Here is a 19,925-nt window from a genome sequence, read left to right as displayed (position 1 = left end):
GAAGCATACTGTCTGGTTGTCTCGAATGGAGAGCGGCGTGAGCATTATAGTCTGGGGCGTTATTTTCGCGCTCGTCATTCTGGTCGCTTTTATCGCAACGCGCATGGCGTCGCAAAACGAAGAGGACGGTCTGCACGACACCGGCCATGCAATCATCGAATTCAACCGTGCCTTTCCGAATGAAGCGATACGACAGCTACAGGCCACGGCGGACGGGCAGGCGGTTTTCGTGCGGTTGCACGATAACAAGGCGGGCTTCATGAAGAACATGCAGCGCCACTATTCCTGCCACCTGATCGAACCGGGACGCGTCCGCGTGTTGAGTTCCGAGACGGGAAGGGGGCTCAGCATCCAGTTTCTCGATGCACCGCATCACAGCGCGACCTTCGAATTCTCTTCACCGAAGGAAGCCTCCGAAGTGTCGCTTTGGCTTCTCGGAAACTATGTGGCCGATCCCGACAAGCATCTCGCGAGCAATCCGTCGGCAGCCAACCATCATTGAAATCGGAAGCGCACCCGCTCCGGTAGATACACTGCTACCCCAACCGCACACCGACTGGCAGGGCCGCCAACGTCGAGCTTTTGCGTTGCCTCGCGCACGAAATAGGCGCAAGATTTACCCATTCGGTAAATGTTGGAGGCCTGTTTAACAGCGCAAGGGAGGTGCATGATGGTTCTCTCGATCAATGACGTTGCCCCGGATTTCGAAGCCAAGACCACACAGGGGATGATCCGTTTCCACGAATGGATCGGCAGCTCCTGGGCCGTTCTCTTTTCTCATCCAAAGGACTTCACGCCGGTTTGCACCACGGAACTCGGCTATATGGCGAAGATAAAGCCGGAGTTCGATCGGCGTGGTGTCAAGATCATCGGCCTTTCCGTCGACCCGATGGAACGGCATGCCGGGTGGATGAAGGATATCGAGGAAACGCAGGGCGTCCGGCCGAATTTTCCCATGATCGCGGATATCGACTTCGCTGTTTCCAAACGCTACAACATGCTGCCGGCGCTGGTTTCCGGCGATCCTGCCACGCGCAGTGCCGCTGACAACCAGACTGTGCGGAATGTTTTCGTCATCGGGCCGGACAAGAAGATCAAACTCATTCTCGTCTATCCAATGACGACCGGTCGCAATTTCGATGAGGTACTCCGAGTCATCGATTCATTGCAGCTGACGGCGAAGCACAAGGTCGCGACGCCGGTGAACTGGAAGAGCGGAGACGATGTCTTCATCGCCGGATCGGTTTCCGACGAAGAAGCCAAGAAGCAGTATCCGCAAGGCTGGTCAGCACCGAAGCCATATATCCGAATAGTGCCTCAGCCGCACGGATAACGCCACATTCGCATAGCGTCATGTCGTCGAAAGCAGGAGGCGAGGGATGATTTTCCGTCAGCTTTTCGACCCGGCGTCGAGCACCTATTCCTACTTGCTGGCCAGCCGGCGCGGCGGTGAGGCGTTGATTATCGATCCGGTTCTCGAGAAGGTCGACCACTATCTGCGGCTCGTTCACGAGCTCGATTTGCGGCTCGTGAAAGCCGTGGACACACATTTGCATGCAGACCACGTTACCGGTCTCGGCGCTCTGCGGGACAAGACACACTGCATAACCGTCATGGGTGAGCAGACGAAAGCCGATGTCGTTTCAATGCGGCTGACCGACAACGACCGGCTGACGATCGAGGGCCTGTCGCTCGATGTCATCTATACGCCCGGCCATACAGATGATTCATATAGTTTCATACTGCCGGATCGTGTCTTCACCGGAGACACGTTGCTGATCCGGGGCACGGGTCGCACGGATTTCCAGAACGGTGACCCGCGCGCCCAGTTCGAATCGATCTTTGGCCGGCTTCTGAAGCTGCCGGATTCGACGCTGGTTTATCCGGCTCACGACTATAAGGGCGACACGGTTTCCACGATCGGCGAAGAGCGGGCGTTCAATCCTCGCCTGCAGGTGCGGTCGGTCGACGAGTATGCCGACATGATGAACAATCTGAAGCTTGCGAGCCCGAAGATGATGGACGTCGCAGTGCCGGCGAACATGCATGTCGGCTTCGATCAGAACGAGGTCCGGAGCCACGGTTGGGCGGTGACGGCGCAGGAGGCCTTCGATCTTTCGCGACGGTCGGATATTGCCCTGGTCGACCTGCGCGAAAACGAAGAGCGCCATCGCAATGGCACCATACCCGGTTCCTTTCATGTGCCGTATCAGACGCTGGAAGACGCGATTGGACAGGGAGGCATGCTCCACGAGCTTGCTGCTTCCACCGGCAAGCGGCTGATCTTCTACTGCGCTTTCGGCGAGCGCTCGGCGATGGCGGTGGAAGCGGCGCACGACGCCGGCCTTGCGACGGCGTCCCATATACAGGGCGGTATCGACGCATGGAAAAAGGCAGGTGGTCTACTCGCGCATTGAAGACGCGAGCAGGGAACTGGCTTTAAGCTGCTGTTTCCGGCAGCGGCAATGGCTGGCCGAGCCATTCGGCGCAGTCAGAAAGCGCGCGCTTGGCAATCAGCTGCCGTTTCATGATGGTCTTGTCCTTGCCGCGGAAGCGCTTGACGCCTTCCGGCTTGACGATGGAACCGGGCTCCAACTCCGGGAAAAGACCGAAGTTGATGTTCATCGGCTGGAAGGACCGCTTGCCGGGCTCTTCGTCGGTAACGAGATGGCCGCCGGTGATATGGCCGAGCAACGAGCCGAGCGCTGTCGTTGCGGGCGGCAGGGAGGCAGTCTCGCCTTTGCGTTCCGCCGCGGCAAAACGGCCGGCAAGCAGGCCGATACTGGCGCTCTCGACGTAGCCTTCGCAGCCAGTGATCTGGCCGGCGAAACGCAGGCCCGGCCGAGACTTCAACGTCAGGGAGGAATCGAGCAGCGTCGGCGAATTGATATAGGTGTTGCGGTGAAGCCCGCCGAGGCGTGCAAACTCGGCGTTGCCCAGGCCGGGAATCATGCGGAAGATATCCGCCTGCGCGCCATACTTCAGCTTCGTCTGGAAGCCGACCATGTTGTAGAGGCTGCCGAGCGCATTGTCCTGCCGCAACTGCACCACGGCATAGGCCTTGACGGTGGGATTGTGTGCATTCGTCAGGCCCATCGGCTTCATCGGACCGTGACGCAACGTCTCCCGTCCGCGTTCAGCCATCACCTCGATCGGAAGGCAGCCGTCAAAATAGGGCGTGCCTTCCCATTCCTTGAAGCCGACCGTATCGCCGGCGATCAGTGCATCGACGAAGGCGTTGTATTGCTCCTGATCCAGCGGGCAGTTGATGTAGTCCTTGCCGGTCCCGCCAGGGCCGACTTTGTCGTAGCGCGACTGGTACCAGCAGATGTCCATGTCGATACTGTCGCGATAGACGATCGGCGCAATGGCATCGAAGAACGCCAGGGCATCGGCCCCGGTCTCGGCCTGAATGGCGCTTGCAAGGGAAGGGGCCGTCAGCGGGCCGGTCGCAACGATGGCGAGATCCCACTCCTTCGGAGGCAGGCCCTCGACCTCTTCCCTGACGACCGTGATCGATGGATGATTGTGGATTGCCTTGGTGACGGCTTCGGAAAAGCCGTCACGATCGACCGCGAGCGCGCCACCGGCGGGGACCTGGTGCTTGTCGGCGCATGCCATGATCAGCGATCCCGCCATGCGCATTTCGGCATGGATGACGCCGACGGCATTGCTGGTGGCATCGTCCGATCGGAAGGAGTTCGAGCAGACAAGCTCGGCCAATCCGTCGGTCTTGTGGGCATCCGTGCCGCGCACGCCGCGCATTTCGTGCAGGACAACAGGCACGCCGGCATTGGCGATTTGCCATGCCGCTTCCGAGCCAGCGAGGCCGCCGCCTATAACGTGAATGGGAGAGTAGGGAGAGGTCTTGATCATGGCGGCTGATTACCATGAGAGGCCGTGACTGCAAACCGGAGAATTGCGGCGTGGAAAGGCGATGCTTGCGAGCTATGTACTCGCCAATGAATTTGGCGACGACGTTCTGACCAGATCCGGCTTGCCAGAAACAATTTGAAAAGATTCAGCCGCGATCCGACCGCAATCGGGAGCGAAGCAGACAATTCATTTGGTGCCGGGAACACTGCTTGAAAATCCAAGTGCAGTGATCCCGCAGTGTACAACCTCTATTCGGTACAGCGATTACTTGTTTTAGCAGTCGCTCTTTGCTAGTGCGCTTTAAAAAGCCCGTTGGAGCTACATTTGTTGCAGAGAAAATTGTCGATTGTTGCGCCGACCTATAATGAATCGGACAATATCGCGCCGTTCATCGAGCGTGCAAAAGAAGTTCTCGGTCAGTTCGACTGGGAAATTATCTTTGTGGACGACAATTCACCTGATGGAACGGGGCAAAAGACGTTCGACTACTCCCTGGAGGATCGTCGTATCCGCGCGATCACGCGATTGAGCGACCGCGGTCTTGCCAAGTCCAGCATTCAAGGTCTGCTTTCGGCAAGGGGCGAGCTTCTCTGCGTTATGGACGTGGACGGCCAACATGACCCTGCAGTGATCAACGAAATGGCCGAACGGCTTGAAAGCGACAAGCTCCATATCGTCAGCGCGGCACGCCGACTGGAGCAGGATCAGGAGCTTGAGGGTCTTTCTCCGATCCGGCAGAAGCTGTCGACGTTCGGGAACTGGCTTAGCAGCCGGGTGCTCGGTCGCAAGTTGATTGATCCCCTGACCGGCTTCTTTGTCATCCGGCGTGACAGCTTCATCGAAACCGCGCCGCATCTCGGCGATCCCGGCTTCAAGCTGCTTCTGGATATTCTGTATTCCAACAAGGCTTTGCGACACGCCGAGGTTCCTTTTGATTTCGGTGTTCGCCTTGCAGGACAGTCGAAGCTCGACAGTTACGTGGTCTGGAAGTTCGTCACGTTCCTGCTGAGCAAGATGACCGGCGGTCTTGTCCCGGTCAGTCTGATTTCCTTCCTGCTCGTCGGCGGCTCCGGCATCTTCGTCCACTTCGCCGTCCTCTATTTTGCCCTGTCGCTCCTGGTTCCCTTCACGATCGCTCAGACGGTGGCGACCCTGATAGCCGCCACCGGCAATTTTCTTTTGAACAATCTCCTGACATTCCGCGACCGACGCTTGCGCGGCTGGGGGAAATTCTGGGGCTATCTGAAGTTCTTGACCGTCTCGGCGGTTGGGATCGTTGCCAACGTCTCAGCGGCGACGCTCACCTACGAGCGGCTGGTGCATGTGGTGTTCATCGCCACGCTCGCCGGCATCGCGATTGACACGGTTTGGAAGTTTGTGATCGCCAACAGGTTCATCTGGAAGTGAAGGACGCGGCCCTGAGGATTGCGCGCGCCAATCGTGTAGGCACGATCCTGTGGTTGCTCGTGGCCATCGCCGTGTGCCTGAAGGTTATGCCTGATATCGTCCGGCAGTCGTTCTTTTTTGACGGACTGATCTATGCCAGCATTGCTCGTAACCTCGCGGAGGGGATCGGCACTGTTTGGGAACCGCAATTCTCAAAGGCGCTTTTCCCGGTATTCGCGGAGCACCCGCCGCTGATGATGTGGTTACAATCGCTGCTCTTTAGGGTGTTCGGCGATACGATCGTAGTCGAGAAATGCTTCTCGCTGGCGACCTTCGGCATCAGTCTCTGCATCATGGCGCTGATCTGGGATCGGTTAAGCGGCCGCAACTCCGCGATGCGCCGATCTCTGCCTCTTGCGCTGGTGTTGACGGTTGTGGCTGGTCGCTTTTCCTGGGCCTTCGCCAATGGCATGCTTGAAAACCTCCTCATCGTTTTCACATCGCTTGCGGTCCTGTTGGTTGTCGTCGCGTACGACGATCGCCATTCGGTAAGCGCGATCCGGAGAATGTCGTTCGTGGCACTTGCCGGACTGGCAACAGCGCTGGCTCTGATGGCGAAGGGCCCCGTTGGTCTCTTCCCGCTTGCGACACCTGGTCTCTATTGGCTTTGCCTTCAGCGTCCCCGTATTGCGGATGCGATCGTCGATAGCGTGTTGCTCATCGCTGTCGTCGCAGTGGTCTTTTGCTTGCTTTGGAGTTTCGAAGGGCCACGAGGCACAATCGAGCGCTATGTCTCCATCCAATTGCTGACCAGCCTTTCCGGAGAGCGTGGCCATGCTGGTGGCGGATTGTCGGCTCTGCGCACGTTCGTTCGCGTTCTTGCCTATCCGCTGGTTGCTGCGCTCGTAATATCGGTGATCGGCTTCTTCTCTCGTGGCGCCGCCTCGGCAAATACCGGAAGACGTGAAGCTGTTCGTGGTGCGCTCTTTCTGGCTGCTGTCGGATGTTCCGCGTCGCTGCCGCTCTTTGTCAGCCCCCGCGTGTCCGGCTTTTACTTCAATCCCTCTCTGCCATATTTTTCTGGTGCGCTCGCCATCGCATGCGCTCCGGTTCTGCTTCGGTTGCTTGATGAATGTTCCGAGCGGGCTTTGCGTTGGGCGCAATCGGTGCTCGCAGGCGCATTCGTGCTCTCCTGCCTGTATGTTGGGATGGAAATCGGGCGACCGGGTGACGACGCTGATGTGATCGAGAATGCAGGAAAGATCGCTACGCAGGTCTGTGACGCCAACAACTGTCACGACGTCATCTCCACCTGCGGATCCGTTGGACAGGACTGGCGTCTACACGGATACCTGGAGCGCTATTATAAGATTGCGCTCGACAGCGCCTCAGCTGCCGGCCCCGATTATCTGCTCGCCAGCAGCAACTGCCAGGGTGATCTTGCCGCCTATAGCGACACCGGCGTCGATGTGAGCCCTAACCGCTTGCTGAAGCGTTGATGTCACGATGACCTGGCAGCCGTTTTAGATCCTAGCGCAAACAGTCTCCCCCAAACGCAAAAAACGGCGCCGTCATGGCGCCGTTTTTGGAAGCTTCGCGCGCCAGGCGATTAACGGAAGGCGCGGGAAGCGATGTTGCGGATTTCGTAACGGCTTACGCCGATGTCAGACAGCGTCTGGTTGGAAAGGCTGCCAAGTTCGCTAAGCGTGCGGCGATAGCTGAGCCAGCTCTTCGCGATGCGGATCGGGTTCATGATGGTCTTCCTAGAATGAATGTCGTCAGCAGCATGATCGCCGTCTGAGCGCTTGGCACTCATATAGGCTTTTGCTTGCGTATTGTGCAGTGCAAATATTAGGCGCCTGCCATGCATTTGTGCATTGAATGCTCAGAAAACGGGCTCGCATCATTTAGTGAGCAGGGCGCTGAGGAAGCGGTGTCGAACGGGGAAGCGGACAAAAAGAAAACGCCCGTTGCCAGAGGCAGCGGGCGTCTTGGGAAGCGATCGGCTGGGAGGCGCAGATCGCCTAGAAATCAACGAGTAGCGTCGCGAGCAACGCGATGGATGTCGGAGCGGTCGATGCCGAGATCGTGCAGTTCGCGATTGCTCATGCGGCCGAGTTCGGTGATCGTCTGACGGTACTTGCGCCAGTTGTTGAAAGAGCGTGCGATGTTCATTTTGAAGTCCTTCCTGAGGTTCGTTTCCGCCGGCTGCCATGTGTCGGGCGCTGGCCTTGATCTGATGGATCTAAATATATGTTGCGCCGCAAAACGGCGCCACAGACAAGAATTCAGATCACCTATGCGCCCCGTGCAATTCTTTCGCTGTGAAATCCGCATTTCGGATGCGGTTTGGTCAAGAAATGAGCAAAATTTATCGTTGCGGCCGATTTCAGGGCGTCGCCGACGCGCGTAGCATCGCGGGTGCGTTCAGGACACACGCTCCCGGAGCACTTCGCCCTAGATGGATGGCATAAGCCGTTGAAACATAAAGGCTGGAAAATCAAAACGCCTGCCGGGGGAGGATCCGGCAGGCGTCATGAAGGCGACTGACAACTGGGAGGAGGAGTGTTGCCAGTCTATCGGAACGCGCTGGGAGGAGGAGTGCGCAGATCCGAATTCTTCTCGCCAGAAACAGTCAGTTCGCTAAAGCAATCGACGTCTCGGGCTGTTGCAAACTAAATAGTATGACTTATTCAGATTTTGCAGTGCAATATTTTCATGGTCGACATGCATCTGCTGCATGGCTTTGGTGGATTGGCTTCAGGGTAACGCCGCGGCATTAGCCATTCCTGAAGTTGGAAACCAAATTTGAATGGTGAGGAATTTGGCATTGGGCGTTTCTCAAGCGCGTTTCCATGGATATAAAAGGCCGTGTGGAGGCGCGATTTGCGCATAAGGCGGAGTGGGGAATGTACCGCGGGCGTTTGCAGAGAGACCTGTCCTTGTGGGTCGACAAGGGACTGTTGGGCAAGGATACGGCCGAAATCCTGCTGAAGGAGTTCGACGATCGTCCGGCAAGCTTCAGTCTCGGAAGCGTCCTGATGATTCTGGCCGCGATTCTGTTGGCGGCCGCCGTCCTGCTCGTGGTTGCCTCAAACTGGGAGGCGATTCCGCGGCTCGTCCGCGTCGGCGTCGTGCTGGCCGTCATATGGGTGACGCATCTGGCTGCGGCGGCTGCCCTCAAGCGCGATTCCGTCGGCGTCGCCAGTGGTCTTCTCGTCATCGGGGCGCTGAGCTTCGGCGGAGCCATCTCGCTTGTCGGACAGATGTATCATCTTTCGGGCGACGAACAGTCCGTAATGTATCTCTGGTTCGGCGTGACGGTGGTTTCGGCAATTCTCTTTCGCTCCGGGGTCCTCACCGCTGTGGCCGGATTTCTGGCATGGGCGAGTTTTGGCGTATATCTGAGCGCGTTCGATATGCGCTGGTTGGGCGCCGACCCCTGGGTCGCACCGTTCATGGCGGTCGTTATCATCGCTCTGGTGCGCTACACCGGGGCCGATCGCGCCCGGCACCTTGCTTATCTGCTGCTGGTTGGTTGGCTCGCCTGGCTCTACACGCTGCACTCGGATCCCCGGCTTGCGCTGGCCTATGCCGTTGTCGGGATGGCGCTGCTGATTCTGGTGAGCCTACCACCGGCGCCGCTTGTGGCGATCGTCAAAAGCGCGGGCGCAGCACCCGCTTTTTACGCGTTCCTGATTGCCGTGATTGGACTGTTCTTCCTGCATGTCGAAATTGACGGCGGCAGCTGGCTCGTTGTGCTCGGTGTCGCGACACTTGCCGCCGCAATCCTGGCGATCGCCCTGCAGGGGCGCGATAATGGCGCGGTTCGATATATGGCCTATTTGATCTTTGCCGGTGAAATGCTGTACCTCGCCTCCGTGACCGTCGGATCCATCATCGGTACGTCCGGCCTCTTCCTGACATCAGGCGTGCTGGTCGCTTTGGTTGCGTGGGTCGTCATACGCCTCGAACGTCGCTTCGCGTCGGTAGGCGGGGAGGCGAGCCAATGAGTATGTTTTCTCTTTCACGCCTTGGGACACGCCGCTATCTGCTCGCAGGCATCTTTGTCGCGACGCTGCAGACGGTGATTGTCGGCTACATCATAGAGAGCCGCGCTGCGATCCTGCGCCATGGCTCCGACGTGATGTTGCGGACCGCGCCGGTCGACCCCCGCGACTTCCTGCGCGGTGATTATGTCGTCCTGAACTACGACATCTCGTTGGTACCCGTTCATTCGATCGTCGGCGCGATACCGACCGATGCCGGCGAGCGTACCCTGTGGGTGCGCGTGAAGCGGCAGGACGATGGCTTCTGGGGCATTGCAGAATCATCGTTCGAGGGGTTGCCGGAGCAGGCGGATACCGTCGTTCTCCGCAGCCAACCCTTTTATAGCTACGGCGCCCAGACGACCGACAATATTCACGTCGACTACGGTATCGAGCGCTACTATGTGCCGGAGGGAGCGGGCATGGCGCTCGAGCAGGCGAGGCAGGATGGGGACGTGTCGATTGCCGTTCGCGTGGCGCGCAACGGAACGTCGCAAATCCGAAGCCTTCTGGTCGACGGAAAGCCCGCTTACGACGAACCAATCTATTGAGAGAGCGAACCTGCGTGCATTGGACTGTGTAATGGGCGAAATCCCTGTCATTTGCCCTTCATTTTTCCTTTGCCTCTCCCAAATCGGGTGATATAGAGACGCCGCGCTCCGGAAGGCCTCATGTGCAGGCATATGCATGCGGTTTTTGAGAACGCGGGTATGGTGAAATTGGTAGACACGCCAGATTTAGGTTCTGGTGCCGCAAGGCGTGGGAGTTCAAGTCTCTCTACCCGCACCAAAGCTGGCTTGCAGGCGAGGGACCGGAACCGGTGCCCCTCGATTACCCGGCAGCAAGCGCCGTTCCGTTCAAACGGAACGAACAAGAATTGAGAACAGGCCACGCCCGGCAACTTTCCGGCGTCGTGCTCATCGAAACGAACGGCGTCTGGGCACGGCCGCCACGAATTGAAGGTAGGAAGACATGCAGGTTATCGAAACGCTCGCTGAAGGGCTGAAGCGCGAAATCAAGGTCGTAATCCCGGCCAAGGACATGGAAACCAAGATGAACGAGCGTCTTGCCGACGTGAAGGACAAGGTCCGCATCAACGGCTTTCGTCCGGGCAAGGTTCCTGCCGCTCATCTGAAGAAGGTTTACGGCAAGTCCATCATGGCCGACCTCGTCAACGAGATCGTCCGCGAACAGCCGACCTCGATTCTGGCCGAGCGCGGCGAAAAGTCCGCTACGCAGCCTGAAATCGCGATGACCGAGGACAAGGACGAAGCCGAACTGATCCTCGCCGCTCAGAAGGATTTCGAGTTCACGCTGTCTTACGAAGTTCTGCCGCCGATCGAACTGAAGTCCAACAAGGGCATCAAGATCACGCGCGAAGTCGTCGACATCTCCGACGAAGAGGTCACAGAGCAGGTTCTCAAGGTTGCTGAAAGCGCCCGTTCCTACGAGACCAAGAAGGGCAAGGCTGCCGACGGCGACCGCATCACCATGGACTACGTCGGCAAGGTCGACGGCGTTGCCTTCGACGGCGGCACCGATCAGGGCGCCGAACTGGTTCTCGGTTCCGGCCGTTTCATCCCCGGCTTCGAAGAGCAGCTGGTCGGCACCAAGGCTGGCGACGAAAAGACCATCAACGTAACGTTCCCGGCTGACTATCCGGCCAAGAACCTCGCTGGTGCCGAAGCCACCTTCGACGTCACGGTCAAGGACGTTGCCGCTCCTGCCGACGTCGAAATCAACGACGAACTGGCCAAGAAGCTCGGCCTCGAATCGGCTGATCGTCTGAAGGAAATCGTTCGCGGCCAGATCGAGTCGCAGTACGGCTCGATGACCCGCCAGAAGGTAAAGCGCCAGATTCTCGACCAGCTCGACGAACTCTACAAGTTCGAGACCCCGACGTCGCTTGTTGACGCCGAGTACAACGGCATCTGGAACCAGGTTTCCAACGATCTCGCTCAGTCCGGCAAGACCTTCGAAGACGAAGACACGACGGAAGAGCAGGCTCGCGAAGAATACAAGAAGCTTGCTGAGCGTCGCGTTCGCCTCGGCCTCGTTCTCTCCGAAATCGGCGAAAAGGCCGGCGTCGAAGTCAGCGAAGACGAAATGCAGCGCGCAATCTACGACCAGTTGCGCCAGTATCCGGGTCAGGAAAAGCAGATCCTCGAATTCTTCCGCAGCCAGCCGGGTGCAGCTGCTTCGATCCGCGCACCGATTTTCGAAGAGAAGGTCATCGACCATCTGCTGACCGAAATCGAAGTCACGGACAAGAAGGTAACCAAGGAAGAGCTGCTCGCTGACGAAGAAGGCGAAGGCTCCGAGAAGGAAGCCAAGAAGGCCGCTCCGAAGAAGAAGGCAGCTGCCAAGGCAGACGCCGCTGAAGGCGAAGAAGCTGCTCCGAAGAAGAAGGCCGCTCCGAAGAAGAAGGCTTCCGAGGAAGGCGCCGAGTAATCTCCGGCCAGTCCAGTTTGCAGAAAGCCCCGCTTGTGCGGGGCTTTTTCGTTTCCGGCATCACCTAACGAGCCGGCCTACTCCCAAAGTGGAGACGCACACGATTTGGTTGCATTACCGATAGCGTGGACGCACACTGGCGTATCTCAGGCGGGGGATTGGACGATGGCTTCCAATGATGACCTTAGGGACGTGGTGCGACGAATCTATCATGCGCGGGTGCAAGGCGATCTCGACGGCTTGATGTCGTTTCTCGATGATGGCTGCATGTTTCGTGTCGCCGGCGACCAACACCTTTCGCCGTTGACCGACCCGGTCGTCGGCGCTGAGGCGCTTCGCGCGACGATGCAATACCTGATCGACAATTGGGACATGCGCGGTATCGATTTCGTATCCATCCATATCGACGGGGATGTCGCGCTGGTTCATCGCGCAGGTCGCATGCGTTTTGGCGCGACGGAATACGATGCAGAGATCATGGACAAGATGACCTTCGAGAACGGCAAGCTGAAGGAATGCGCCGAGTTCATCGACACACTGCAGGCGGCAGCCCTGCTGGACATGATAACGCTGCCGGCGCGAGGCTGAGGCACACCGGTCTGTCGATCGATGCAAGCAGCGGCACAAGGAGCAAAGTCGCCTCAGACCGCCCTGTGGGCATGCGTGAGCTCGTTGACCTTCTTGATGTGCGAGACCGCCGCCTGTCCGCCCGCCGTCTTGGTAAAGAGCTCCAGCGTCTCGTCCTCATGGTCACCAACCGGTGTCAATGCCTGGTCCATGTAGGTCTTTGATTTCTTGTCACGCGCGATGAAAAAGGCGGTCGTTGCAAGGCTGGCGATCGTCGCACCCAGTGACAGGTGCTTGGTGAAGGTCTGCCAGACAAAGCGCGGCCAGAACGTCAGGGCATTCTCCCTCGGAAGCCCGGGGCGACGCTCGGAGGGATGCTTGAGGCGAAGCAGGCCGCTCTGCAGCGGGTGAACGTTCTCGAGCGGCACCGTGGTCGCGAACGATACGAGAATCTTCACGAGACTTGCAAGCGGCACGCCCGTAGCGACGGCACGGCGCAGCAATGTCTTCATGTGCTCCGGCGAGTAATAGAGCGACCAGGCCTCATGGTAGATGCTTTCCCATTCCGCCTTGGTCATCTTCGAATGTGCCGTGCAGACATGCTCGACGTCGTAGATGTTGAGGTCGGCGTCCATCTCGACGCTCCTCTTCCACAGGGTCTGATGATCTTCGGAACCCGGTAGCGGTGTGAGCACGAAAAACTCGATTACGTCGAGAGGCAGTTCATGCTGAATGATGGCGATATCCCGGCGAATGGACTCCGGCGTATCCGCCGGGAAACCAAGAATGTAGCCGGCAAGCGTCATGATGCCTTGTGCTTTCCAGGCAAGCAGCATCTTGCGGTATTCGGTGATCTTGTTCTGGTTCTTCTTGGCGGCGGTCAAGTTGTCCGGATTGACGTTCTCGAGGCCGATGAACACGCGGGTGACGCCGGCGCGTTTGGATTTCTCGATGAAGTTCGGGATCTTGTGGCAAAGGGTATCGACCTGGATCATCAGGCCAAGCGGAATGCCGTGGACTTCCCTCAGTTCGATCAGGCGATCGAAGATCGCTTCCCAGTCCCGGTTTCTGGCGAAGTTGTCGTCGGTGATGAAGAACTTGTGAATGCCCTGCGCCCAGTTCATCCGGACGAGCTTCTCGACATCGTCGGCGGTACGGAAACGCGATTTGCGGCCCTGCACGTTGATGATGGTGCAGAACGAACACTGGTAAGGACAGCCGCGGCCGGCATCGAAGCTCGAACTGAGCCCCAGCGTGTGGGTCACGTTGATCTTCGGCAGAAACGGGACAGCCGAGCCTTCGATGCTCGGAAGATCGTTCATGAAATTGTAGAGCGGTGCGAGGGTGCCCGCCGCCGCATCCTGCAAAACCCGGTCGAGCCGCCCTTCGGCTTCGCCTGCGAACATCGAGATGCCCATCTCGCGGCAGGCATCGAGACCCACGGCGACACCGTCGAGCATCGACAGGCAACCTGAGACATGGAAGCCGCCCATGGACACAGGGATGCCGGCCTCTCGAAACGGCTTGGCGATATCGAGCGCGCGCGGATACTGGTTGGATTGCACCCCGACCAGCGCAACCATGCCGAAATTGTCGTTGGCTTTCAGTTGCCGCAGCAACGCAGCAGTGTTCACCCGCGTATTGGTCTCGTCGATGACGGTGATATCTATGCCGACATCCGGTCCGAGGACCTTTCGCTCCGAGCAATCAGCGGCGATGCCGTAGAGCGCTGCAAGCGAATTGGAGGGGATCATCGCGCGCCACCAGCGGATGACATATCCATCGTCGTCATAGTGAGACGGCTTGATGAGAATGAGTTGAAACTTACGTTCGGCAGTTTCTGGCTGATTCCGCACGGCTACTCGCTTATAAGAGTGAACCCCCGAAACCGAACGCTACCAGATGTTCGGGAGAAGACAAGCCGTGTCTTGTCGTTCCCGTTGCGCAAGCAATGCGCGAGATCGGCCGCGAAATCCGACGCGGCCGATCTCTTGAAACGCTGCAGCGCTCAGAGTTCCGACTTGATGTCGCCCATGCGATTCCATGCGTCGAGGCCGGCAATCTTGTAGGCTTCGGCGAGCGTCGGATAGTTGAACGTGTTTTCGACGAAATACTCGACCGTGCCCTTGAGGTTGAGCACGGCCTGGCCGATGTGCACCAGTTCGGTCGCGCCTTCGCCGACGATATGCACGCCAAGCAGACGTCGGGTCTTCAGCGAGAAGATCAGCTTCAGAAGCCCCGTGTCGAGGCCCATGATGTGCCCGCGAGAGGTTTCGCGGAAACGGGCAATCCCGCATTCGTAGGGAATGCCGCGCTCCTTCATCTCTTCTTCGGTCAGGCCGCAGGTGGAGATTTCGGGCACGGCATAGATACCGTACGGGAAGTATTTCGGCGGTTCCTTCGCGACCGCGCCGATGGCCACGCGTGCGGCGATGCGGCCCTGTTCCATCGAGGTCGAAGCAAGGCTCGGAAAGCCTACGACGTCGCCGGCCGCGTAGATGTTGGGAACGGAGGTCTGGAATGTCTCGGGATTCACCTTCAGGCGACCGCGACTGTCGGCCTCGAGCCCGGCGGCGGGAAGATTGAGCGTATCGGTCGCGCCCATTCGGCCTGCGGCAAACAGCACCATGTCTGTCGTCAGTCGGCGACCGTTGTCGAGAAGCAGCTCCACCTTGCCGTTATCCAGGCGTTCGACCTTATCCGCCTTGGTGCCGAGCAGGATTTTCATGTTGCGGTCGCGCAGCTGGTAGGTGAAGTCCTCGACGATTTCCTTGTCGATGAAGTCGAGCATCGTCGGCTTCGGATCGATCACGGTCACGGCCGTGTCCAGTGCACTGAAGATCGTTGCATACTCGATGCCGATGACGCCGGCTCCGATGACGACCATGGAGCGCGGAAGCTCCGCCAGTTCCAGAAGCTCGTCGCTATCGAGAACCGTCTTGCCGTCGAACGGCATGTAATCGGGCCGGAACGGCTTCGTCCCGACGGCGAGGAGAATGCTTGCGCCGGTGACCTTGATGACCTCGCCGTCCTCCTTGACGACTTCCAGTGTAGAAGGATCGACGAAGCTTGCCTTGCCGCGAATGTGCTGAACGCGGTTGCGGGCGAACTGGTGTTCAAGGACTTCGACTTCGTGGTCGAGGGTAATCAGCAGGCGGCGGCGCAGGTCTTCGGCGCTGATCTCGTCCTTGACGCGATATGCCCGGCCATAGAAGCCGCGCTCGCGCCAGCCGGAAAGATTGAGCGCCGTTTCGCGCAACGTCTTGGAAGGGATCGTGCCGGTATGAACAGACACACCGCCAACGCGTTTTCCCTGTTCGACGACCAGCACTTTCTTACCGAGCTTGGCGGCCTGAATTGCGCCGCGACGGCCCGCCGGGCCGCTGCCGACAACGACAAGATCATACTGGAACATGGACTGGCCCCGATTGGAAAACTGGAATCATTTCGCGACGCAAAATGTCGCGCGATCACCGGTAGCTGGTCAATGTTGCAGATTGATTTACAGGCCGCTATCAGGATTCAGCGAAGCCAAATAGGGGCTCCATCTTCTCGAAGGTGCGATCCATGGCAAAGGCGCGGGAAATCGGCAGGCTGATATGGCCGTAGAAGATCGACATTTGTCCCTCTGCCGTCCGCTCGTTCGCCTTTGCGATTGCTGCCAGATAGAGCGCCGCGGCGAGCCCTGTGCGGTCAGCGCCCGACCGGCAATGAATGAGGATCGGCTTCGGCGCGTTGCGCATGATCTCGATGAGCGCTTCAGCCTTCTCAGGCGTGAGTTCCTTCGCAGCCGATATTCCAAAGTCGATATGGGTAATGTTCAACGCCTTCGCCTGTGCGACCTCAGCGGCGTACCACGCCTTGTCGTCGGAAACGCCGCGCAGGTTCAGGATAGTCTTGATGCCGTACTCCTGTTCGAAGTTCGCAATGGATTTCGCCGACGGCTGCGATGACCGATAGACCTCGCCAGGAATAACGGCGTGGAAATTGTCGGTTGCCGCCAGGTAGGAATAGTAGCTTCCTGCTGCGAGCACGAAGGCCGTCACGGGCAGAATTAGAATCTTACGATAAGAACGGAGTTTCGGAAAAGTGAACTTCGCCATTTGTGACCCGAACAGGTTGGTTGCAATGCATTCGCTTTGCCACCGCAACCTGACGGGCACCTGAAGGGCTCGCAAGCCTAGATCAAGCGTAGTCCCTTGAGGCTCGCATGCCCGTCCTTGCCGATGATGATGTGGTCGTGAACGGTGATGCCGAGAGGCTTCGCCGTATCGATGATCATCTTGGTCATCTCGATATCCGCCCGAGAGGGCGTCGGGTCGCCGGAGGGATGATTGTGGACGAGGATGAGGGCTGTAGCCGACAGCTCGAGAGCTCGCTTGACCACTTCGCGGGGATAGACGGGGGTATGGTCGATCGTGCCCAATCCCTGGACCTCGTCGGCAATCAGCGCGTTTCGCTTGTCCAGGAAGAGGATGCGGAATTGCTCGCGCGTCTCGTGCGCCATCGCCGCGTGGCAATACTGGATCACCGAGGACCACGAGGAGAGAACCTGCTTGCCGCGAAGCTCGCTTTTCAATGTCCGGTGGGCGACGGTGGAAATCAGCTTAATGTCGAGGGCCACAGCCTCGCCGATGCCCTTGACCTCCTGAAGCAGCGCGGTCGGTGCGCCGAAGACGGCGGCAAGCGAGCCGAACCGGTCAAGCAGCGCCTTGGCGATCGGCTTCGTATCCCGGCGCGGGATCAGACGGAATAGCAGCAGTTCGAGCAGTTCGTAGTCCGCAAGCGCCGCATCGCCGTGCTCGCGGAACCGGCTGCGCAGGCGCTCGCGGTGACCATGATAGTGTTCATCGCTGGGCTGCTGCCGCATCTGAAGCGCGGCAGGCTTGGTGGGCTGCTCGGCGAAGAAGGCTCTCTCGTCAATGTCTTCTGCGGTCCCGAAGGACAGCTGGTCATTGTCGGGGCGCGGTTCTTTCGCCATCGACGCTCACCGAACGAGGGGAGGCAGGCCCGGCCGGTCGAGGCCGGTAGGCGACAGCGTAAATATTTCGCAGCCTTGGCTCGTCACGCCGACCGTATGCTCATACTGGGCCGACAGGGAGCGATCCCTTGTGACGGCCGTCCAGCCGTCGGCGAGCACCTTGACGTGTGGGCGACCGAGATTGATCATCGGCTCGATGGTGAAGATCATGCCTTCACGAAGCTCCGGTCCTTCGCTGGCGCGGCCGTAGTGAAGGATGTTCGGAGAATCGTGAAACAACGATCCGACGCCATGACCACAGAAATCGCGTACGACCGAACAGCGTTCGCCTTCCGCATAGGTCTGGATGGCCTCGCCGATCGCGCCCGTGCGGGCACCGGGACGCACCGCCGCAATGCCGCGAAGCAGCGATTCGTATGTCACCTCGAGGAGCCGCTCGGCGGCGCGCTTGACCGTACCGACAGGGTACATACGGCTGGAGTCTCCGTGCCAACCGTCGACGACATAGGTCACGTCGATGTTGACGATATCGCCCTCGCGAAGCGGCTTGGCATCGGGAATGCCATGGCAGACAACGTGATTGATCGATGTGCAGGTTGACTTCGTGTAGCCGCGGTAATTGAGCGTCGCCGGAAAGGCGCCGTTGTCCATGCCGAACTCAAACACGAAACGGTCGATGGCATCGGTCGGAAGGCCGGGCGTTACGATCGAAGCCAACTCGTCGAGGCATCGTGCTGTGAGCTGGCATGCCTTGCGCATGCCCTCGAATGCTTCGGAGTCGTACAGCCGGATCGCACCCGTATTCTTGGACGGCGCGGTTGCTGCTTCGATGTAATTTACCATTGCAAGGCCTTAGTGGAGATTGTCCAGTCGTACATAGAGCAGCTATGCCGGGTTCGTCCATCGCGATCAATGGGGAAGTCGCGATTTGCCTTCCAATCCGCCGTGTCGACCGCCTTTAGCACGTCGCCGACCGCAGGGCCGGCGTTCGTGATCCAGGCGGATATCAGGATCGGGAAGAGAACAGCGACGCCAGCGTCGAGGATGGCTTGTTCGGCATGCTCGTCACGACAACAAGCTGTCGAATGTCGCCGCGCTTGAAGGCCGCCAGGAAGCGTTTGTAGTCCTTGAAGGACACGCAGCCGTTGGAGTCGCCGCGAGCGCCCAGCATATAGGTATGCGCGAGGAGGCCGACGCGATTGTGGATGTTGCCGGCACCGCCGAGTGGGTTGAGGCGGATTGCCTCGACGCCATGAAACAGGCTTTCGCGCATCGTCAGCGTGTAGGTGTGAGGCGGCGTCGGCCCGCGCATTTTTTCGTGAACGTAACGCGGGTTGTCGCGCATTTTGCCGAGCCCTGAATGGGCCTCCAGCCGCTCGCCGTTCGGAAGATAGACCATGCTGGCGGAGATGTCGTAGACGGCGACGCCGTTGCGCGCGATCGGATTGCTCTGCCGCTTCGGAACCGTCGGGATCTCGCCTTCGTCGTCGCCGACATCGGGACGGGCATAGGCGAGCACCGGCTCAGCCGGCTTCTGAGCCCGGTCATTGGCCTGCGGCCGCTTGCCGAGCGCATCAGGACGAGCCATCGGCAGCGGCACCGCGCTGTCGCGGTCGGTCAGAACTAGGTCGAAGGACTGAGCGGGATTCGTGTCTTCCGCATCGGTGTCGGCAGCAGCACTGGCGACCTCGACGGTCTGCTCATTGCCTTTCCGGTTATTACCGGGCTGAGCAGCCACCTTTTGCTCGTTGGCAGCAGCGGCGAGCGCAAGCAGGTTGGCGCCGGTGATCGCGGCGACTTCTTCCTTCGACGGGATGACGATGCGATCTGGCGAATTCTTGTCGGCGGCGACGAGCGCTGGCTGCTGAGCGAGCACGTCATCCTTGGCCCTGGTTGCAGGAACCGCCGCAGCAACCACGGTTACCGTCTTGGCGGGGGCCGCTTCGGCGATCGTTATCGGCGCCGATTTGCCGACGAAGGCGCTCGCAAGCCGCGCGTGAGCGGCGGCCCTGCCGTCCTTGGTGATCTGTGCCAGCTTGTCGACATCCGATGCCGCGAGGCGCGAAAACTTCGTCACATGGATGAGGCGCTGGTGTGCCTGCTCGGGCGCTGCAGTCTTCGCTGTGACCGCGATCCGGATGGTTGGTTTGGCCTCCGGGGCGATCGCGTGCATGGTCGCGATCGTCGTAACGACCCACGCCGAGGCGGCAAACCCTGCACCAATGAGACTTGCACCGGAGATGAAACGAAATGAGCGACTAAAACGAGATATGGTCGTACCTACAGGCCTGGTATTGGCAAACACATCGACCGCAAACGCCATGAGACTCGTCTTTCACAACTCGTTACTAGGCCGGCGGTACTGACAGATGGATACTTCTTCGCCGGGGCCGGTATAGAAGCTTCGAGGCCAAATTACGGCTCGCTAATATATTCGGCTGTCCCAAAGGATGACGAATTATGGTAACCAAACTCTTTACGTGATCGCGTCGCCTGCCGAAATTTGTGCGCTCCCCGTTGATCCGTCGGCTATCTCGAAGACTGTGCTCTCGCGGCAACTCCTCCTTTGTCCTAGCGTGCCGGGCGGCCTCAAATCTGCTATGAGGAAGCCGTCG

The 19,925-nt window shown here is 59.1% G+C and carries 18 protein-coding genes and 1 tRNA gene; 10 read left to right on the top strand and 9 right to left on the bottom strand.

Translation table 11 applies throughout. The annotated features are described in order from the left end of the window. The first annotated feature begins 37 nt into the window (after window positions 1-37). From ASE04_RS18055 to ASE04_RS18045, 3 genes are all read left to right on the top strand, one after another. On the top strand, window positions 38-502 hold the full coding sequence (locus tag ASE04_RS18055) for a hypothetical protein (RefSeq protein ID WP_056819854.1): 465 nt from the start codon (window positions 38-40) through the stop codon (window positions 500-502). A 168-nt stretch (window positions 503-670) separates the two neighbouring features. After that, window positions 671-1,333 (top strand): peroxiredoxin, encoded by a 663-nt coding sequence (locus tag ASE04_RS18050; protein ID WP_056819851.1) that lies wholly within the window; start codon window positions 671-673, stop codon window positions 1,331-1,333. A 46-nt stretch (window positions 1,334-1,379) separates the two neighbouring features. Beyond that, on the top strand, window positions 1,380-2,417 hold the full coding sequence (locus ASE04_RS18045; protein WP_056819848.1) for an MBL fold metallo-hydrolase: 1,038 nt from the start codon (window positions 1,380-1,382) through the stop codon (window positions 2,415-2,417). A 22-nt stretch (window positions 2,418-2,439) separates the two neighbouring features. Here ASE04_RS18045 and trmFO read toward each other — a convergent pair whose 3' ends face one another. After that, window positions 2,440-3,876, bottom strand: a complete 1,437-nt coding sequence (gene trmFO, locus ASE04_RS18040) for a methylenetetrahydrofolate--tRNA-(uracil(54)-C(5))-methyltransferase (FADH(2)-oxidizing) TrmFO (protein WP_056819844.1) — start codon at window positions 3,874-3,876, stop codon at window positions 2,440-2,442. 324 nt (window positions 3,877-4,200) lie between these two features. Between trmFO and ASE04_RS18035 the strand changes: the two genes are divergently transcribed. Both ASE04_RS18035 and ASE04_RS18030 read left to right on the top strand, forming a co-directional pair. Beyond that, window positions 4,201-5,283, top strand: a complete 1,083-nt coding sequence (locus tag ASE04_RS18035; protein WP_056819840.1) for a glycosyltransferase — start codon at window positions 4,201-4,203, stop codon at window positions 5,281-5,283. Then, window positions 5,280-6,761 carry an ArnT family glycosyltransferase gene (locus tag ASE04_RS18030; RefSeq protein ID WP_244490451.1) on the top strand — a complete coding sequence of 494 codons (1,482 nt, stop codon included), beginning with the start codon at window positions 5,280-5,282 and terminating at the stop codon, window positions 6,759-6,761. Before ASE04_RS18035 ends, ASE04_RS18030 begins: the two co-directional genes overlap by 4 nt. Window positions 6,762-6,871: 110 nt before the next feature. On the opposite strand, the gene ASE04_RS18025 is transcribed toward ASE04_RS18030, so the two are convergent. Then, window positions 6,872-7,015, bottom strand: coding sequence for a DUF1127 domain-containing protein (locus ASE04_RS18025; protein WP_080725599.1), 144 nt, complete (start codon window positions 7,013-7,015; stop codon window positions 6,872-6,874). A 278-nt stretch (window positions 7,016-7,293) separates the two neighbouring features. Further along, window positions 7,294-7,437, bottom strand: coding sequence for a DUF1127 domain-containing protein (locus ASE04_RS30200; RefSeq protein WP_082597397.1), 144 nt, complete (start codon window positions 7,435-7,437; stop codon window positions 7,294-7,296). 734 nt (window positions 7,438-8,171) lie between these two features. On the opposite strand from ASE04_RS30200, the gene ASE04_RS18020 reads away from it, so the two are divergent. From ASE04_RS18020 to ASE04_RS18000, 5 genes are all read left to right on the top strand, one after another. Then, window positions 8,172-9,275 (top strand): DUF2157 domain-containing protein, encoded by a 1,104-nt coding sequence (locus tag ASE04_RS18020; RefSeq protein WP_056819834.1) that lies wholly within the window; start codon window positions 8,172-8,174, stop codon window positions 9,273-9,275. Then, entirely contained in the window at window positions 9,272-9,862 is a 591-nt protein-coding gene (locus ASE04_RS18015) for a GDYXXLXY domain-containing protein (protein WP_056819832.1), read from the top strand. The genes ASE04_RS18020 and ASE04_RS18015 overlap by 4 nt, the downstream gene beginning before the upstream one ends. A 153-nt stretch (window positions 9,863-10,015) precedes the next feature. Beyond that, window positions 10,016-10,100, top strand: a tRNA-Leu gene (locus ASE04_RS18010). 183 nt (window positions 10,101-10,283) lie between these two features. Further along, window positions 10,284-11,762: a trigger factor gene (gene tig, locus ASE04_RS18005; RefSeq protein ID WP_056819829.1), complete on the top strand. Its 1,479-nt coding sequence runs from the start codon at window positions 10,284-10,286 to the stop codon at window positions 11,760-11,762. Between the two features lie 165 nt (window positions 11,763-11,927). After that, window positions 11,928-12,350: a nuclear transport factor 2 family protein gene (locus tag ASE04_RS18000; protein WP_056819827.1), complete on the top strand. Its 423-nt coding sequence runs from the start codon at window positions 11,928-11,930 to the stop codon at window positions 12,348-12,350. Window positions 12,351-12,403: 53 nt separating this feature from the next. On the opposite strand, the gene ASE04_RS17995 is transcribed toward ASE04_RS18000, so the two are convergent. The 6 genes from ASE04_RS17995 to ASE04_RS17970 form a co-directional block, all read right to left on the bottom strand. After that, window positions 12,404-14,185, bottom strand: a complete 1,782-nt coding sequence (locus tag ASE04_RS17995; RefSeq protein WP_056819824.1) for a B12-binding domain-containing radical SAM protein — start codon at window positions 14,183-14,185, stop codon at window positions 12,404-12,406. A gap of 152 nt (window positions 14,186-14,337) precedes the next feature. Further along, on the bottom strand, window positions 14,338-15,744 hold the full coding sequence (gene sthA / locus ASE04_RS17990; protein ID WP_056819821.1) for a Si-specific NAD(P)(+) transhydrogenase: 1,407 nt from the start codon (window positions 15,742-15,744) through the stop codon (window positions 14,338-14,340). 100 nt (window positions 15,745-15,844) lie between these two features. Continuing rightward, the gene (locus tag ASE04_RS17985; protein ID WP_056819819.1) at window positions 15,845-16,432 is read right to left on the bottom strand and encodes a tyrosine-protein phosphatase; all 588 of its coding nucleotides are present in this window, start codon (window positions 16,430-16,432) and stop codon (window positions 15,845-15,847) included. 77 nt (window positions 16,433-16,509) lie between these two features. Next, window positions 16,510-17,310, bottom strand: coding sequence for a RadC family protein (radC, locus tag ASE04_RS17980; RefSeq protein ID WP_056819815.1), 801 nt, complete (start codon window positions 17,308-17,310; stop codon window positions 16,510-16,512). A 6-nt stretch (window positions 17,311-17,316) separates the two neighbouring features. Continuing rightward, the gene (map, locus tag ASE04_RS17975; protein ID WP_056819812.1) at window positions 17,317-18,153 is read right to left on the bottom strand and encodes a type I methionyl aminopeptidase; all 837 of its coding nucleotides are present in this window, start codon (window positions 18,151-18,153) and stop codon (window positions 17,317-17,319) included. Window positions 18,154-18,316: 163 nt separating this feature from the next. After that, window positions 18,317-19,633, bottom strand: coding sequence for a DUF2778 domain-containing protein (locus tag ASE04_RS17970; protein ID WP_056819809.1), 1,317 nt, complete (start codon window positions 19,631-19,633; stop codon window positions 18,317-18,319). Window positions 19,634-19,925: the final 292 nt, after the last annotated feature.

The sequence above is a fragment of the Rhizobium sp. Root708 genome (assembly GCF_001429725.1).
In the GTDB taxonomy this organism is placed as follows: domain Bacteria; phylum Pseudomonadota; class Alphaproteobacteria; order Rhizobiales; family Rhizobiaceae; genus Rhizobium.
The sequence above is the reverse complement of the archived record's forward strand: the minus strand, read 5'-3'. Positions and strand labels throughout refer to the sequence as shown.